The sequence below is a fragment of the Acinetobacter sp. genome, from assembly GCF_036666595.1.
Lineage (GTDB): Bacteria > Pseudomonadota > Gammaproteobacteria > Pseudomonadales > Moraxellaceae > Acinetobacter.
The window spans coordinates 260,732-276,990 of the sequence record NZ_JAVWVO010000002.1; the positions used below are offsets into that span (position 1 = coordinate 260,732).

Below are 16,259 nucleotides of genomic sequence, written 5' to 3' on the forward strand. Positions count from 1 at the left end.
GTGCTATGCGTTGGAAGGGACGTCGTGTCAGTAGCAATGTCGAGGATCGTCGCGGTGGTGGCGGTGTCAAGGCGGGTGGCATCAGTATTTTAGGGCTGATCGTGGCCTTTGTGGCATGGAAATTTCTAGGAGTCGATCCGCAGCAAGCCTACCAAGCCACTAAACAAGTGACCGCACAAACTGGAGCGGCAGAAACCCAAGGTTTAGATAACCCAACGCCTGATCAGCAGGAAGCGATGGACTTTGTCGGTACGGTACTGGCTGATACTGAAGACACATGGAGTCAAATTTTCCAACAGCAATTGGGACAGCAATATGTTCCGCCGAAGTTAGTGATGTTTTCAGGAGTGATCAATTCGGGTTGTGGTACTGCACAGTCTGCAATGGGGCCGTTTTACTGTCCAGCAGATCAGAAGGTGTATATCGACACTGCGTTCTTTAAAGACATGCGAACTCAAATGGGGATTGGTGGTGAACAAAACCAAACGGAGTTGGCGCGCCAAGATCAGGCGGGTGACTTTGCGCAGGCTTATGTGGTGGCACATGAAGTTGGACATCATATTCAGAGCATTTTAGGTATTTCTGAACAAGTACAAAAAGCTCGTGCACAGGGCTCAAAAGCGCAAGGCAATGCTTTATCGGTACGCCAAGAGTTACAGGCTGACTGTTTAGCAGGAGTATGGGCGCATCATAACAATCAACGGACCCAGTTCTTAGAGCAAGGCGATGTTGAAGAAGCGATGGATGCGGCACATAAGATTGGTGATGATTACCTACAAAAGCGGGCAACAGGCCAAGTGGTCCCTGATAGCTTTACCCATGGAACCAGCCAACAGCGTATGACATGGTTTGGCACGGGCTTTAAATCGGGTCAAGTTGAAAGTTGCGATACTTTTAATCAAGCCATTTAAGCTATAAAAAAAAGAGGCGATTGATCGCCTCTTTTTATTTCAAGCAATTCATTCTAGCGGTTTAAGAACTGCTTAAAGTTTCGAGCAATACGGATGCTCACATATAACGCAATACAGGCAAATAATAATACCCCAAACACCACATACTTTAAGTTGCTCATATCCGCACGGTAAAACTGCTGAATTTGCTCAGGCGTATAACGCAATGTTTTAACATCTTGTGTGCGTGTATCGAGATAATTCACTTGCTGAATGTAATTAAATTGCCCTGCTTTGAGTAGTTCAATTGACTGAATTTGGCGGGTATGTTGTTCGTTGTAGTCATCTACACAAATGTCGGTTAAATAATGATTACAGCTGAGTTTGGCGATATAACCCTGATTGGCCACATGCAAATAAATATGATCATCGGGAGCTTTATTATTTGAAAGTAGAACCAGTGTTTGATCGGGACGAGAGTTCATTTTAAAACTTTGTGCTGAGGCAAAAGTTTGCTCGGCCTGTAAAATTTCTTTGGTTTTTGCAAAGCAGGTCAGAAACAACGCAAAGGTGGTCAGGAAAATAATCAGTGCGAAGAACATCCGAAAGATGGTTTTAAAAGTGAATTGCATAGGAGATCAAACTTGGCCAAAGGGAAAGTTCACGCATAAAAAACATGCATATGCGCTATGTTAATTCATCATCAGGAGAAATGTTAAAAAAATTATTTTTTTCGGGCGTTGAACTGAAAAATGATTAAAATATTTCGAGCATCAATTTGTATGAAATGAACTTTTATTCCATATATCAGCATTGAAAGCCGCCGTCTCCCCAACCGCCCAATTTGGAAGTTCAATGGGAAATTATTTTTTTCTACAAGTTTTTACCGTTATTTTTGCATTATCCATTGCAACGACTATTTTTAATAAACGTATTTTAGGTTTTCCCCAAGCCATTGGCGTACCCATCGTTTCCGCCATTTTTGTCTTTATTTTACAGTGGGGCGCGAGCCTGCTGAGTGGTAATCAGTTTATTACCATCAATATTCACAACATTGAAGAAGCGGTTCGTCATATCGACTTTTATGACTTTTTAATCAATGGCGTAATTTGCTTCATTTTGACCTCTTCGGCACTGAAGTTCAAAGTCTCAGATTTACGTAGTTATTGGAAGCCGATCAGCATTTTAGCCAGTATTGCGTTGGTACTGTGCGCCGTGTTCTTTGGGGTGGTGCTCTATGGTTATCAGTTCATCATTGGGCAACATGTCGATTTACTGGTGCTTTTGCTGTTGGGGGCTGCATTGGGTGCAACGGACCCGATTGGGATCAAAGGTGTGCTCAGTTCGGTACGTGCACCGCATCATTTAATGGTGAAGCTTGAGGGCGAATCACTGTTTAATGATGCGATGTGTATTGCCTTATTTATGACGCTCTTAAACGTCTTACAGGGTGAAAACTTTACCGTCATGGGCGTGTTGCAGACCTTACTCTATGAAATTTTTGTCGCCGTTATTATTGGTTGGGCCTTTGGTTTAGGGATTTTGCGACTGCTACGTGGTAAGCATGAAATGGAGTCTCTCATTTTAACCACAGCACTTTTGGCCTGCGGTTCGTACTTGGTTGCACTGTTTGCCCACGCTTCAGCACCGATTGCTTGCGTCATCGGTGGTTTGATTGTCGGGAACAAGTGGAAAGAAATTTTACAAGAGCGCGAAATACGGGAAGTAAACCATTTTTGGCATACGGTTGAAGGGATTATTAACTCGTTCTTATTCACCTTAATTGGTTTGGAACTGTTTATTTTAGATCTCAGCTTTAGTCTGATTTTTGGTGGCATCGTCGCTTTTATTATTCTGCATGCTTCACGTTTTGCAGCGAACTATTTATCTTTTGCCTTTTTTCCCTCTTTCCGTAAGAAAAGTTATAACGGGAGTTTGGCGATTTTGTCATGGGGCGGAGTGCGGGGTGGGATTTCCTTAGCACTGATCTTAGCGGTAGCCAACGTACCTGAGCTGAGCGAATATAGCAGTATTTTGATAGGTTATACTTTTATCGCCGTGTTGCTTTCAGGTATGGTCTGTGGCCTAGGATTACCTGCTGTAATGAATGCGTTCTACTACAACCCGAATGAAGAAAAGACAGGTTTTAAAGGTTGGTATCAACGTCTGTGTAATAAAATGAACCGTAAAGGCTTTAAGTACATTATTGGTGAAGATGCACAGGGCTATGAAACCATTATCGTCTATCAACCTGAAGCATTGATTGATGTTAAAGCAGATGATGGCATTGCTGCGGTGCATAACCCTGAGCGAGTTCAGGAAGTGAAACGTCTGGAAAGTCCTGATAACTTTTAATGATTTGGCCAATAGAGAAGCCTCTGTATTGGGGCTTTTTAGAATGAATGAGAGGGTTTATTTGAATCAAATAATGATGCCATTATGGAGTGATTAAAACAGGACACATTTGAAATGGCAGAATCGATAGTCAAAGAACTGGCACCGATGATTTTTCAGGTGATCGCTCAGATTCCTTATGGGCGGGTAGCCAGTTATGGACAAATTGCACGTTTAGCAGGCATCCCAAAACATTCGCGTTTAGTGGGCTATGTGCTGAAACATATGGATGCAGACAGTAGTTTGCCTTGGTATCGGGTAATCAACTCACAAGGGAAGATTAGCCTAAGTAAACTGAATGATCAGGGACAGAACATCCAAGCACAGTTACTTCTGGCGGAAGGTATTTTAGTGGTTGGGGGAAAAGTAAAAATGAAAGAGTTTCAGTGGAATATTTAAAATAGAAATGCTCTACCTCCGTGGAAGTAGAGCATTCGATGTATTACTGACGAACAACTAAAACAGGAATGTGCGCTTCACCTAAAACACTTTGTGCAACACTGCCTAGGAATAAACGTTTTAAACCTGTGCGGCCATGAGAGCCAATGACAATCAGGTCTGCTTTAGATGTTTCTGCTTCTTTGATAATTTCACGGTGCACCACCTGACCTTCAAGTAGTTTTGCTTCAACAGGAATGCCCAGATCGCTAAATTTAGCAGCTGCTTCTTCAAGTGTTTTCAAAACTGAAGTACGCGCACGTTCAATTAAGTCATTGGTTTGAGTTGCAGAAATGTATTCAGCAGCAATGTAAGGGTCAAGTGCAAGTACTTGAACGACTGTAATTTTACCGCCAAATGCTTTGGCAAGTTCAGCTGCTTGCGCAACTGCTGCATATGATGTTTCTGAACCGTCTACAGGGACTAAAATGTTTTGGTATGCCATGGTTGTTTCTCCTTATTATCAACTGATTATACGTGCAGATTTCTGTTCTAATGTATCACTGGTTAAATACAGCTTATATCTAGATATTAGCTATATTTTTTAAAGAATAAAACCTAGTAAATTCATATGGATATTTGCATATAAAATGCTAATTTCTCACTTATAAATTAGCACAAAAGCGTGTGAATAATAATCAATTTAACACTAAAGTTGAATGTATATGTAGCGTTTAAGAAACATAGGCTTTGTCTAGAAAATAGCTTATATTTATGAATAACTTACTACTTTATAAATACGATGACAGATACGAATCAACTGAATTGGCAACGGACAAATTTAGAGAATATAGAAACAGCTTGGGAAGGTGATCTTTGGGATCGTAAGCGTTTGAGTATTCAACTGACGAATTATGTTGATCGTTTGCAGTGTGGGGCTGTACTCGCTTTAGATGCTCGTTGGGGGGAGGGTAAAACTTGGTTCGTTCGACATTGGAAAAAACATTTAGAAGATGAGAATCATAATGTGATTTATCTAGATGCATTTGCAAATGACTATTTAGATGATCCATTTTTAGTTGTGACTTCAGAAATTACAAATACTTTAAGTAAAGACAAAAAGACCAAAAGTAAGGTTAAAAAACTAATAGATCTATCAGCATCTGTAGGAACAGCATTGTTGCCATCTTTACCGAAAATTGCATTAACGCTTGGACTTCATCTTGTTGGAGCTGGATTTTTAGGTGGAATCTTGCAGCAAGGTTATGAAAATGCGCAGGATGAAATAGATAAATTATCAGATGAGACGAGTGATTGAATTAAAGAAAGTATTCAAGAGAAAATTGCAGGTCATGAAGCTGAAAAGAAAACTTTAGAAGAATTCAAAAAACATCTAGCTCAAACAGTTGAAAAGTTAGACAAACCACTAGTTTTTATTATTGATGAACTTGATCGTTGTCGTCCTGATTTTGCAATTCGTTTGATTGAGCGTATTAAACACTTTTTTGATATTCCTAAAATTGTTTTTGTTTTGGTAATGGATAAAACTCAATTTTCAAAAGTGATTTGTCATAATTATGGTTATGATGAAAGTCTTGGTGAGGAATACTTAACAAAGTTTGTCGATTTTACGATTAAATTTCCTCAGTTGGATGCTATAAATAATTATGAAATGCTCTTAAAAGAGCAGCTTTTTAGAATAGGTGAAATTGAAAATAAAGAGCATTTTAGTACTTTTTATTTTTGGGTATTGGCATTGCAATTATATAAAAATTACAATTCGCGAGAACTTATTAGAAAAGTCAATCAATATGCTCTATTAAGAACAAATAATTTAAATAAAGATATGATTGTAATAGCAATAATATTTGATAGGGATTTCCAAGTTACAGTGCAATATTTTAGAAGAGTTCTAAAGAGATTATTAGAATATATAACTAATCATACTCATCAACGGGATAATGAAAGTTATATAGCAAGAAACTTAATAAATAGTTTAAAGCAAAAGTATGAGTTAACAAGCTTTGGACTCTTAGAACTGGCAGATCAGTTAGAAAACACTATAAAAATCTATACAACTTCTGGGCAACAACAGGAAAAGGAAGGAGCTCTCTTAAGGCTATATTCAAATTATTCCGTGACTAAGTTGAGTAAATCAGACGAGTTTGTTGATAGTTGGAAAAATTATATTGAATCTGGTTTTATTTCAGAAGCTCAAGCAGAGAGTTAACATCATCCGTCTGTAACTGCTCACGCATCTTTAAAAACAGCTTTTCATCTAAGTCATAGAGCCTCAGTGCAAGCAGTTTTTCTATATCTGCTTCGGGAAAGCGATACTTAATAATCTTGGCAGGCACACCACCCACAACGGCATAGGGTGGAACATCTTTGGTCACGACAGCGCCCGTTGCCACCACTGCACCTTCACCTAGCTCTACACCCTGCATAATCATGGCACGTGAACCAATCCAGCATCCATCGCCAATGATGGTATTACCTGCGGGCACAAAACTACGCGTATCAAAAGGAAAAGCTGAAATCCAGTCAGTACGATGTAATTGGTTACCGCCCATCATAATTACGCATTCTGCACCAAAACAAACGAAGTTGCCGATATAGAGCTGATCAATCGGTTTATCTACGGTCGAGGGCTTATCATGCAAATAACGCACGACACAACGTTCAAAACCTTGATCCCAATACGCTGAATAGTAAGAGTAATTCCCTTTAATGTGAATATTCGGATTCTTCACCGTTTTAGAGATGAACTCAAACTCACACCAGTGTTTGACAGGAGAATTGATCAAAGGTTCAGACATAAAAAGACAGCGCTGGAGAGTGTGAGAAATTATAACAAATAACAGTCTTGCTTTGAAAAAGAGAGGGGGAAATGAATGCCTTAAATCTATCTCATTCTTGGAGTGAATTTCCCACGTGCATAAGTAGAGGGCTAGGAAGAGCTATTTGGGAAAATATAAAAACAAAAAACCCCTCAATCGAGGGGTTTCTACAGCCGTAAATATCAAAGAAACTTAGATATATGCAACTTTTACAATTTCGTATTCAACTTCACCCTGAGGAGTTTGAATTTTTACTTCATCGCCTTCGCTTTTACCCAAAAGGCCGCGCGCGATAGGAGAGTTCACTGAAATTTTATTGATTTTAAAATCAGCTTCGTCATCACCCACGATCATATAGGTCTTTTGTTCTTCGGTGTCTAAGTTTTCGATAGTGACTGTCACCCCAAAAACCACACGACCGTTCTGTTCAAGTTCTTTGATATCGATAACTTGAGCCGCACCCAATTTACCTTCGATGTCTTGAACACGACCTTCACAGAAACCTTGTTGCTCACGCGCAGCATGGTATTCCGCATTTTCTTTTAAATCCCCGTGCTCACGTGCTTCAGCAATTGCCGCAATAATACGTGGACGTTCAATACTTTTTAATTGATGTAATTCTTTCTCTAAGGCTAATTTGCCTTGGGGAGTCATAGGATAACGTTGCATTGTTGTCCCTCAAGTCTGTGAGTGTAAAAAATATAGGTTTATAAATGAAAAAAGCCCGCCACCGAGAGGTGACGGGACTTCTCGGTAAACGAATTAACCTACAGTTTGTAAATCTTGCAAACGGTATACATCCATTGGCAATTGAATCGCAAAAGCTTGGCATACAGCATCAGCACCGTTCAAGGTCGTAGTGTTATACACTTTCGCTTGAAGCGCTGAACGACGAATCGAGAACGAATCTTGTTGAGCTTGTTTGCCTTCAGTTGTATTGATAATGAGGTGAACTTCGCCATTTTTCAAGCGGTCCACGATATTAGGACGGCCTTCAGTGACTTTATTTACACGTTCACACTCAATACCTGCAGCTTTAATGAACTCATAAGTACCGCCAGTCGCAAGTACTTTGAAGCCAAAGCCTACCAGTTGCTTCGCAATACCAACAGCACGAGGCTTGTCTGAATCACGCACAGAGATAAATGCATGCTTCACTTCGCCTTCTGTAGGAAGACCTGGTACACGTTCATTCGAGCCTAACACAGCTTTGTAGAATGCTTCACCAAATGTTTTACCTACACCCATTACTTCGCCTGTAGATTTCATCTCAGGGCCAAGAATAGGGTCAACACCCGGGAATTTGTTGAACGGGAACACTGCTTCTTTTACAGAGAAGTGAGTCGGGATGATTTCTTTAGTGAATCCTTGAGATTCTAAAGACTGACCCGCCATACAACGCGCAGCAACTTTCGCTAAAGACTCACCGATACATTTAGAAACGAATGGCACAGTACGAGACGCACGTGGGTTCACTTCTAGGATGTAAACGTCTTCGCCTTTCACAGCAAACTGTACGTTCATTAAACCAATAACGCCAAGTTCTTTCGCCATTGCAACAGTTTGACGGCGCATTTCATCTTGAATTTCGTCAGAGAGCGAATATGGAGGAATCGAACATGCTGAGTCACCTGAGTGAATTCCTGCTTGTTCAATATGCTGCATAATACCGCCAATCACAACGTCTTTACCGTCAGATACACAGTCTACGTCAACTTCGATCGCATCATCTAAGAAACGGTCAAGAAGAACAGGCGCTTCATTTGATGCTTGTACCGCATCACGTAAATAGCGCTTAAGTTCGTCGTCGTTGTATACGATTTCCATCGCACGACCACCGAGTACATAAGAAGGACGTACCACAAGTGGGTAGCCTACTTTCGATGCTTCAGCCATACCTTCTTCAGCAGATTTTACGATGCTGTTGTTTGGCTGACGAAGTTGAAGACGTTGAATCATTTGTTGGAAACGTTCACGGTCTTCTGCGCGGTCAATTGCGTCTGGTGATGTACCGATAATTGGCGCACCTGCTTCTTCTAAAGCACGAGCCAATTTAAGCGGAGTCTGACCACCGTACTGAACGATAATGCCTTTTGGCTTTTCAGTACGAACGATTTCAAGTACATCTTCCAAAGTGATTGGTTCGAAGTACAAACGATCAGAAGTGTCGTAATCCGTTGAAACTGTTTCAGGGTTACAGTTCACCATGATGGTCTCGTAGCCATCTTCACGCATTGCAAGCGCCGCGTGTACACAGCAGTAATCGAATTCGATACCTTGACCAATACGGTTAGGACCACCACCGATCACCATGATCTTATCTTTATCAGATGGGTTTGATTCACACTCATCATCGTAAGTTGAATACATGTAGGCAGTGTCAGATTCGAATTCTGCTGCACAGGTATCCACACGTTTGTAAACTGGAGTCACGCCCAAGTTCCAACGATGTTTACGGAATTGCTTTTGCGAAATACCCATCAAGTTCGCGATGCGAAGGTCAGATAAACCTTTACGTTTGAACGAACGGATGTTGTCTGCGTTTAAGTCACCAAAACCTAAAGTTTTGATTTCATCTTCAGTTTTGATGATGTCTTCGATTTGGATCAAGAACCATTTATCGATTTTCGTCGCTTGGAACACGTCTTCTAATGTGAAACCATGACGGAATGCATCAGCTACATACCAAATACGCTCTGGACCCGGAACTTTAAGTTCAACCAAGATCTTTTCTTTCGCGCCTTCAGTACCTACTGCGATTTTTTCATCAAAACCACACGCACCCACTTCAAGGCCACGAAGTGCTTTGTTTACAGACTCTTGGAAGTTACGACCAATTGCCATTACTTCACCGACAGACTTCATCTGCGTGGTGAGTGTTGCGTCTGCTTGCGGGAATTTTTCGAAGTTGAAACGTGGAATTTTTGTTACCACGTAGTCAATTGCAGGTTCGAACGAAGCAGGAGTTGTTCCGCCTGTGATGTCATTTTTCAATTCATCAAGGGTATAACCAACAGCCAGTTTCGCAGCGATTTTTGCAATTGGGAAACCAGTTGCTTTTGATGCAAGTGCAGATGAACGCGATACACGCGGGTTCATCTCGATGATCACCATACGGCCAGTATCTGGACAGATACCGAACTGAACGTTAGAACCACCTGTCTCAACACCAATTTCACGAAGAACTGCTAAAGATGCATTACGCATCAATTGATATTCTTTGTCTGTCAATGTTTGCGCAGGCGCAACAGTGATTGAGTCACCTGTGTGCACGCCCATTGGGTCAAAGTTTTCGATCGCACAAACGATAATACAGTTGTCGTTTTTGTCACGAACAACTTCCATCTCGTATTCTTTCCAACCAATTAAAGATTCATCAATCAATAATTGTTTGGTTGGAGAAAGATCGAAACCGCGTTCACAGATTTCAAGGAACTCTTCTTTGTTATAAGCGATACCGCCACCTGAACCACCCATCGTGAATGACGGACGGATAATCACAGGGAAGCCGAAGCGTGCTTGAATTTCTAGAGCTTCTTCCATGTTTTCAGCAATCGCAGCTTTTGGACATTCAAGACCAATTTTACGCATTGCTTCATCAAACAGTTTACGGTCTTCCGCTTTTTCAATCGCTTCTTTACTCGCACCGATCAATTCAACATTGTATTTTTCTAAAATACCGTTGGCATCCAGTGCCAGCGCACAGTTCAATGCTGTTTGACCACCCATTGTTGGAAGAACAGCATCTGGACGCTCTTTTTCAATGATTTGTGCAACGGTCTGCCAAGTGATTGGCTCGATATACGTTGCGTCTGCCATTGTAGGGTCGGTCATAATGGTTGCTGGGTTAGAGTTCACCAAAATAACACGGTAGCCTTCTTCACGAAGAGCTTTACACGCTTGCGCACCTGAGTAGTCAAACTCACATGCCTGTCCGATGACAATCGGACCTGCACCAATAATTAAGATACTTTTAATGTCTGTACGTTTAGCCATGATCGCTTCCTTAATTACTTCTTAGATGCTTCGATAAGTTCGATGAAATGATCGAACAATGGTGCGCAGTCATGCGGACCAGGGCTTGCTTCAGGGTGACCTTGGAAGCTGAACGCTGGTTTGTCTGTACGATGAATCCCTTGAAGAGTTTGATCGAACAAAGACTTGTGCGTAGCTTTCAAGTTTGCAGGAAGTGTTTCTGCATCCACTGCGAAGCCGTGGTTTTGAGAAGTAATCATCACTATGCCTGTTTCCATGTTTTGAACAGGGTGGTTAGCACCGTGGTGGCCATGCGGCATTTTCACCGTTTTTGCACCTGAGGCAAGTGCAAGAATTTGGTGACCCAAGCAAATACCAAAGACTGGTAGGTTGCGAGCGTCTTCTACAATTGTTTTTACAGCTTCAATTGCGTAGTCACATGCAGCTGGATCGCCAGGGCCGTTCGATAAGAACACGCCATCTGGATTTAAAGCAAGAACTTTTTCAGCAGGAGTTTGTGCAGGCACGACAGTGAGTTTACAACCGCGGTCTGCAAGCATACGTAAGATGTTGGTTTTGACACCGTAGTCGTATGCAACAACATGGAATTTAAGTTCAGGTTGTGTGAAGCCTTTGCCTAATACCCAAGAACCTTCTGTCCATTCGAAACCAGTTGGGTCACAGCATTCTTTCGCTAGGTCTAAACCATTTAAACCACCGAATGCGCGTGCTTTTTCTAAAGCCTGCTCTTCAGTAATATTTTCACCAGCAAGGATGCAACCATTTTGCGCACCTTTGTCACGCAAAATACGGGTTAATTTACGCGTATCAATATCTGCAATTGCGACAACATTATGTTCTTTTAAGTATTCGCCTAAAGATTGCGTTGATCGGAAGTTGCTATGCAATAAAGGCAGGTCACGAATAATTAATCCGTTGGCCCACACTTTATGAATTCGACCTGACTCAGCGTCTTCATCATTACAACCTGTGTTACCGATATGAGGGTAAGTTAAAGTCACAAGTTGCTGTGCATAACTCGGGTCAGTCAAAATTTCTTGATAGCCAGTCATGGCAGTGTTGAAAACGACTTCACCAGTCGTACTACCCGATGCACCAATAGACGTTCCTTTAAAGATCGTACCATCGGCAAGGGCTAAAATTGCTGGGGTGCTCAAACCAAAGCTCCTGAAATTTAGGCTGTAAAAAAGCGAGTAGACGAAAAAAAAGGAAGGCTATCTAAAAACCTACCCTCCCTATGTCTGCTCGCTTGAACTTAACATGGCACTATACGCAACTTTACTAACAAAGTCCATGCCAATAAGATGGAATTAACAAGATAAAGTGCTTTTATTTTGTAGCGGAAGCTGTTTCTAAGTTTTGTAAAGAAAAATGTAACAACAAATAATTGTCTAACAAATCAAAATCTAAATTTTATCGAATCACGTTAAGCTGTCGCTGTATATATAACAACAGGAATAACATCATGACTGAACAAGACAAAGTGACCAAACCAAAGCCAGCGTTGAAAGAAGTCGTTGCAGAAAGCACTGAAAAGCTTGAGCAAGTGGCGAAAGAAGCGACAGAGCAGGTCACTGAAGCGGTAGTTGAAAGTAAAGAAAAGCTTGAGGCTGAAGCGAAGCAGTTGAATGCTAGTGTGCAAGAGCAACTCCGCCAGTTTAAACAAGATCTTTTACTGCGCTTAGAAACCATTAAAGGGCAGTTATCGAACTCTCAAAAAGACTTAACTGAACTAAAAGAGTTTGTTAAAACTGAGTTTACTGCTGTTTTAGATGACTTAACCAAACTAGGTAAAGAGTTAAAAGGTGATGTCAGCGAGATTTCAGTGAAACATAAAGATCAGTTGACTGAAACTTTCAAACGTTCAAAAGAACACACCTTAGATGCGTGGAATAAAGTTTCAAGCAAGTAATCTCGCTGTACGAAGCTCAAGATTAAGTGCATAAAAAAGTGAGGTCATGGCCTCACTTTTTTATTGATCTGGTTTATTTGTCTGGATTAAAACTGATGTAGCCAATCACGTTTATTGTGAAAGTCAGCTTGTTGACCACTATGCTGCATGGCATAGAACTGATGACCTTGTGACGTATTCAACACCGCGGATAAACCTAGATAGAGGTCAGCCCATTTGAGTTTGTGTTGCAGCATAAATTCAGTCAGATCAATGCTGACATTTAAACCATAGTGGGTGCGCTTCAATTGATTTAGTTCAATATCGTAAGCGACCTGTGGCGGCATATCTTCAGGATAACGATATTCCTCAAAATGATAGGCCTGCCAAGCTTGCGAAGGGGAGAGATTGATCTCGCGATAATAATCTTCGCCTTTTACCCCGATAAAGATTTCAAAACAGGTATTTTCCCATAAAAAGTCTTGACGAGGATTTGCATTCACGACTTCGGGCCAGTGCATGTACAAATTGGGATCGCGTAACCAAAAGCCGATATTGAGAGCATATGGGCTTTGTTGTTCAATCGCACCAACAAGCGAAATAGCTTGAAAGCGACGATCAAATGCACTGAGTTCGTAACTTGCCATAAAAAACTACAATTATTTTGCTGCGTGAGCGAAACGAACTAAATTAGACAATTTGGCATTTTGTTTCGCCGCTTTTTTGTAAAGCAACGCAATTTTACCAATGGTCTGTACAATTTCTGCACCTGTAGTTGAGGCAATTTCTGCAATGATTGCAGCGCGCTCTTCACGGTCTTCGCCTGCGATTTTGACTTTAATCAATTCGTGGTCGTTTAAAGCACGTAAAATTTCTTCAACGACATTTTCAGTCAGACCTGAACCGCCAAGCATTACCACAGGGTTTAAAGCATGACCGATTTGACGCAAACGCTTGCGTTCCTGAATGGATAAAGTCGCCATAAAGATAACCTAATTTTAAAAACGGCTTAGTATAACAAACTGCGAAATTAAACGCTTTATATTCTGTGGAAATAATCGATTTAGATAATAGAAAAAAAGAACTAAAACCCAAGATTTGGATACAGATGTATACTGCAAGCCTAGAGAATTTAACGTACAATTAAGTTTAAGAAATTTTAATGTTTTAGAGAGATATGGCAACACGCATTACCAACCAAAAGTTATCCAAAAGTAGCCGTGCGTGGATGAGAGAGCACCTGGATGATCATTTTGTGAAAAAAGCGCAAAAAGAAGGTTATCGAGCACGTGCAGCTTATAAGTTACTTGAAATTCAAGAAAAATATAACATCATTCGTCCAGGCATGACCGTGGTTGACTTGGGTGCTGCACCTGGAAGTTGGTCACAAATTGCAGGAAAGCTGGTCGGTGATCGAGGATTGGTGGTTGCATCTGATATTTTGGAAATGGATGCACTCCCAGATGTGACCTTCTTGCAAGGTGACTTTCGTGAGCAAGAAGTATTCGATAAATTGTTAAATATTTTAGATGGACGTAAAGTAGACGTTGTAATTTCAGATATGGCCCCCAATACTTCAGGTAATAAGGCTGTAGATCAACCTCGCCAGATTTACCTCTGTGAATTGGCCATCGATTTTGCTACGAAAGTGCTCGGTCCAAATGGTCAATTTGTTGTAAAGGTATTCCAAGGTACAGGCTTTGACGAGTTCCGTAAGCAAGTAGTCGACAACTTTGATGTGTTAAAAACAGTAAAACCTGCTGCATCACGTGCCCGATCTAAGGAAGTATTCTTAGTTGGGCAAGGCCGTAAGAAGGCTTTCAAATAAAGTTTACTTGCCAAGTCGTTAAAAATTGTGCATTTTGTACCTTTTTATTATTTTGCGAAGCTGATTTTCAGCAGAAACTTTAAGGTCACCCGATAGGGCATGATCAAATTAGATTGATATGGGAATAAAGCTTTGAGCGATCTCTTCAAGAATGCCATATTGTGGCTAGTGATACTGGGCGTACTGATCCTTATTTTCAGTAATGTCAGTAGCAATGAAAAGCCGACAGCGATGAATTATTCAGAGTTTGTTGCTGCGGTGAATGCTGGTCAAATTAAGCAAGTGACAATTGATGGCGAACGAATTCATGGCCAAAAATCAAACGGTTCAGAGTTTGAAAGTATTCGTCCTGCGGTTCAAGACCCAGAGCTTATGCCTAATCTGATTAAAAATAACGTTGTCGTTGAAGGTACTGCACCTGCACGTCAAGGTTTATTGATGCAACTTTTGATCGCAAGCTTCCCTGTACTTTTAATCATTTTGTTATTCATGTTCTTTATGCGCAACATGGGTGGCGGAGCAGGTGGTAAGAACGGTCCAATGAGTTTTGGTAAGTCAAAAGCAAAAATGTTGGCAGAAGACCAAATTAAAGTAACTTTTACTGATGTCGCTGGCTGTGATGAAGCAAAGCAAGAAGTTGTAGAAATTGTTGATTTCTTAAAAGACCCTTCAAAATTTAAACGCTTAGGTGCAACGATTCCTAAAGGCGTGTTAATGGTGGGTCCACCGGGTACAGGTAAAACTTTACTTGCAAAAGCAATTGCAGGTGAAGCGAAAGTACCATTCTTTAGTATTTCTGGTTCTGACTTTGTTGAAATGTTCGTGGGTGTTGGCGCGTCTCGTGTCCGTGACATGTTTGAACAAGCGAAACGTCATGCACCATGTATCATCTTTATTGATGAGATTGATGCTGTGGGTCGTCATCGTGGTTCAGGTACAGGTGGTGGTCACGATGAGCGTGAGCAAACCTTGAACCAAATGTTAGTTGAAATGGATGGCTTTGAAGGCAATGAAGGTATTATCGTCATTGCTGCGACAAACCGTGCCGATGTACTGGATAAAGCTTTACTCCGTCCAGGTCGTTTTGACCGCCAAGTAATGGTTGGCTTACCAGACATTAAAGGTCGTGAGCAAATCTTAAATGTTCACATGAAGAAATTGCCTTCAGTGACTGGTGTCGATGTACAAGTGCTTGCACGTGGTACGCCAGGCTTCTCAGGTGCACAATTGGCGAACCTTGTGAACGAAGCTGCATTATTTGCTGCACGTCGTAACAAGAATACTGTCGATATGCATGATTTTGAAGATGCAAAAGACAAGTTGTACATGGGCCCTGAACGTAAGTCGATGGTGATTCGTGAAGAAGAACGTCGTGCAACAGCGTACCATGAAGCTGGTCATGCAATTGTGGCTGAAATTCTACCGGGTACAGACCCTGTACACAAAGTAACCATTATGCCGCGTGGTTGGGCGTTGGGTGTAACATGGCAGTTGCCTGAACATGACCAAACCAGCCACTATAAAGACAAAATGTTGAATGAACTTTCAATTTTGTTTGGTGGTCGTATTGCCGAAGAAATCTTTATTAATCAAATGTCGACAGGTGCTTCAAACGACTTTGAACGTGCAACTAAAATGGCACGTGCGATGGTGACCAAGTACGGTATGTCTGACAAACTTGGTGTAATGGTTTATGAAGATGATTCTCAGCAATCATTCATGGGCAGCATTGGTAGTCGTACGATTTCTGAAGCAACACAGCAACAAGTAGATGCTGAAGTTCGTCGTATCATCGATGAGCAATACCATGTAGCACGCAATATCTTGGAAAACAATAAAGATATTGCTCATGCGATGGTGAAAGCATTGATGGAATGGGAAACAATTGATCGCGAGCAAATTCGTGACATTATGGAAGGTCGTGAGCCACAGCCACCAAAAGTATATGTTGCAGAAAATCCTGTGATTGATGTAACTCCAACGGATGGTCCAAGCACACCACCACCATTACCATCTGCAACTTAATTTTAAAAAGTTAAAAT

The 16,259-nt window shown here is 41.2% G+C and carries 16 protein-coding genes; 8 read left to right on the top strand and 8 right to left on the bottom strand.

The features are described from left to right. Positions 1–5: 5 nt before the first annotated feature. Positions 6–911, top strand: a complete 906-nt coding sequence (locus tag RR876_RS04445; RefSeq protein WP_332476597.1) for a neutral zinc metallopeptidase — start codon at positions 6–8, stop codon at positions 909–911. A 53-nt stretch (positions 912–964) separates the two neighbouring features. Here the strand turns inward: RR876_RS04445 and RR876_RS04450 are convergent, their stop codons facing one another. Further along, on the bottom strand, positions 965–1,522 hold the full coding sequence (locus tag RR876_RS04450) for a hypothetical protein (protein WP_332476596.1): 558 nt from the start codon (positions 1,520–1,522) through the stop codon (positions 965–967). A 223-nt stretch (positions 1,523–1,745) separates the two neighbouring features. Here RR876_RS04450 and RR876_RS04455 point away from each other — a divergent pair, with 223 nt between their 5' ends. Further along, positions 1,746–3,245, top strand: coding sequence for a cation:proton antiporter (locus RR876_RS04455; RefSeq protein WP_004695584.1), 1,500 nt, complete (start codon positions 1,746–1,748; stop codon positions 3,243–3,245). 114 nt (positions 3,246–3,359) lie between these two features. Beyond that, positions 3,360–3,683, top strand: coding sequence for an MGMT family protein (locus RR876_RS04460; RefSeq protein WP_332476595.1), 324 nt, complete (start codon positions 3,360–3,362; stop codon positions 3,681–3,683). Between the two features lie 43 nt (positions 3,684–3,726). Here RR876_RS04460 and RR876_RS04465 read toward each other — a convergent pair whose 3' ends face one another. Next, entirely contained in the window at positions 3,727–4,167 is a 441-nt protein-coding gene (locus RR876_RS04465; protein ID WP_004695589.1) for a universal stress protein, read from the bottom strand. Positions 4,168–4,464: 297 nt separating this feature from the next. Here RR876_RS04465 and RR876_RS04470 point away from each other — a divergent pair, with 297 nt between their 5' ends. Both RR876_RS04470 and RR876_RS04475 read left to right on the top strand, forming a co-directional pair. Next, complete coding sequence (locus RR876_RS04470) at positions 4,465–4,980, top strand: P-loop NTPase fold protein (RefSeq protein ID WP_332476594.1); 516 nt, start codon at positions 4,465–4,467, stop codon at positions 4,978–4,980. A gap of 24 nt (positions 4,981–5,004) precedes the next feature. Then, a complete protein-coding gene (locus RR876_RS04475) occupies positions 5,005–5,892 on the top strand; it encodes a P-loop NTPase fold protein (protein WP_332481834.1) in 888 nt (295 codons plus the stop codon). Here the strand turns inward: RR876_RS04475 and RR876_RS04480 are convergent. The 4 genes from RR876_RS04480 to carA form a co-directional block, all read right to left on the bottom strand. Beyond that, entirely contained in the window at positions 5,864–6,481 is a 618-nt protein-coding gene (locus RR876_RS04480) for a CatB-related O-acetyltransferase (protein ID WP_332476593.1), read from the bottom strand. The two genes, RR876_RS04475 and RR876_RS04480, sit on opposite strands and share 29 nt — an antisense overlap. Positions 6,482–6,694: 213 nt before the next feature. Continuing rightward, positions 6,695–7,171, bottom strand: coding sequence for a transcription elongation factor GreA (gene greA, locus RR876_RS04485; protein WP_332476592.1), 477 nt, complete (start codon positions 7,169–7,171; stop codon positions 6,695–6,697). Between the two features lie 93 nt (positions 7,172–7,264). After that, positions 7,265–10,498: a carbamoyl-phosphate synthase large subunit gene (gene carB, locus RR876_RS04490; RefSeq protein ID WP_332476591.1), complete on the bottom strand. Its 3,234-nt coding sequence runs from the start codon at positions 10,496–10,498 to the stop codon at positions 7,265–7,267. A gap of 14 nt (positions 10,499–10,512) precedes the next feature. After that, entirely contained in the window at positions 10,513–11,655 is a 1,143-nt protein-coding gene (gene carA, locus RR876_RS04495) for a glutamine-hydrolyzing carbamoyl-phosphate synthase small subunit (RefSeq protein ID WP_332476590.1), read from the bottom strand. 308 nt (positions 11,656–11,963) lie between these two features. On the opposite strand from carA, the gene RR876_RS04500 reads away from it, so the two are divergent. Further along, a complete protein-coding gene (locus tag RR876_RS04500) occupies positions 11,964–12,410 on the top strand; it encodes a hypothetical protein (RefSeq protein ID WP_010327273.1) in 447 nt (148 codons plus the stop codon). A gap of 86 nt (positions 12,411–12,496) precedes the next feature. Here RR876_RS04500 and RR876_RS04505 read toward each other — a convergent pair whose 3' ends face one another. Both RR876_RS04505 and yhbY read right to left on the bottom strand, forming a co-directional pair. Next, on the bottom strand, positions 12,497–13,036 hold the full coding sequence (locus tag RR876_RS04505; RefSeq protein WP_332476589.1) for a DOMON-like domain-containing protein: 540 nt from the start codon (positions 13,034–13,036) through the stop codon (positions 12,497–12,499). 12 nt (positions 13,037–13,048) lie between these two features. Continuing rightward, entirely contained in the window at positions 13,049–13,372 is a 324-nt protein-coding gene (yhbY, locus tag RR876_RS04510) for a ribosome assembly RNA-binding protein YhbY (protein WP_004982701.1), read from the bottom strand. Between the two features lie 194 nt (positions 13,373–13,566). On the opposite strand from yhbY, the gene rlmE reads away from it, so the two are divergent. Further along, complete coding sequence (gene rlmE / locus RR876_RS04515; protein ID WP_004695608.1) at positions 13,567–14,217, top strand: 23S rRNA (uridine(2552)-2'-O)-methyltransferase RlmE; 651 nt, start codon at positions 13,567–13,569, stop codon at positions 14,215–14,217. A 132-nt stretch (positions 14,218–14,349) separates the two neighbouring features. Next, complete coding sequence (ftsH, locus tag RR876_RS04520) at positions 14,350–16,242, top strand: ATP-dependent zinc metalloprotease FtsH (RefSeq protein ID WP_005400430.1); 1,893 nt, start codon at positions 14,350–14,352, stop codon at positions 16,240–16,242. Positions 16,243–16,259 lie beyond the last annotated feature (17 nt).

Coding starts and splice junctions, on each gene's coding strand:
- RR876_RS04445 (WP_332476597.1), top strand. CDS start 6: ATGCGTTGGAAGGGACGTCGTGTCAGTAGCAATGTCGAGGATCGTCGC.
- RR876_RS04450 (WP_332476596.1), bottom strand. CDS start 1,522: ATGCAATTCACTTTTAAAACCATCTTTCGGATGTTCTTCGCACTGATT.
- RR876_RS04455 (WP_004695584.1), top strand. CDS start 1,746: ATGGGAAATTATTTTTTTCTACAAGTTTTTACCGTTATTTTTGCATTA.
- RR876_RS04460 (WP_332476595.1), top strand. CDS start 3,360: ATGGCAGAATCGATAGTCAAAGAACTGGCACCGATGATTTTTCAGGTG.
- RR876_RS04465 (WP_004695589.1), bottom strand. CDS start 4,167: ATGGCATACCAAAACATTTTAGTCCCTGTAGACGGTTCAGAAACATCA.
- RR876_RS04470 (WP_332476594.1), top strand. CDS start 4,465: ATGACAGATACGAATCAACTGAATTGGCAACGGACAAATTTAGAGAAT.
- RR876_RS04480 (WP_332476593.1), bottom strand. CDS start 6,481: ATGTCTGAACCTTTGATCAATTCTCCTGTCAAACACTGGTGTGAGTTT.
- greA (WP_332476592.1), bottom strand. CDS start 7,171: ATGCAACGTTATCCTATGACTCCCCAAGGCAAATTAGCCTTAGAGAAA.
- carB (WP_332476591.1), bottom strand. CDS start 10,498: ATGGCTAAACGTACAGACATTAAAAGTATCTTAATTATTGGTGCAGGT.
- RR876_RS04500 (WP_010327273.1), top strand. CDS start 11,964: ATGACTGAACAAGACAAAGTGACCAAACCAAAGCCAGCGTTGAAAGAA.
- RR876_RS04505 (WP_332476589.1), bottom strand. CDS start 13,036: ATGGCAAGTTACGAACTCAGTGCATTTGATCGTCGCTTTCAAGCTATT.
- yhbY (WP_004982701.1), bottom strand. CDS start 13,372: ATGGCGACTTTATCCATTCAGGAACGCAAGCGTTTGCGTCAAATCGGT.
- rlmE (WP_004695608.1), top strand. CDS start 13,567: ATGGCAACACGCATTACCAACCAAAAGTTATCCAAAAGTAGCCGTGCG.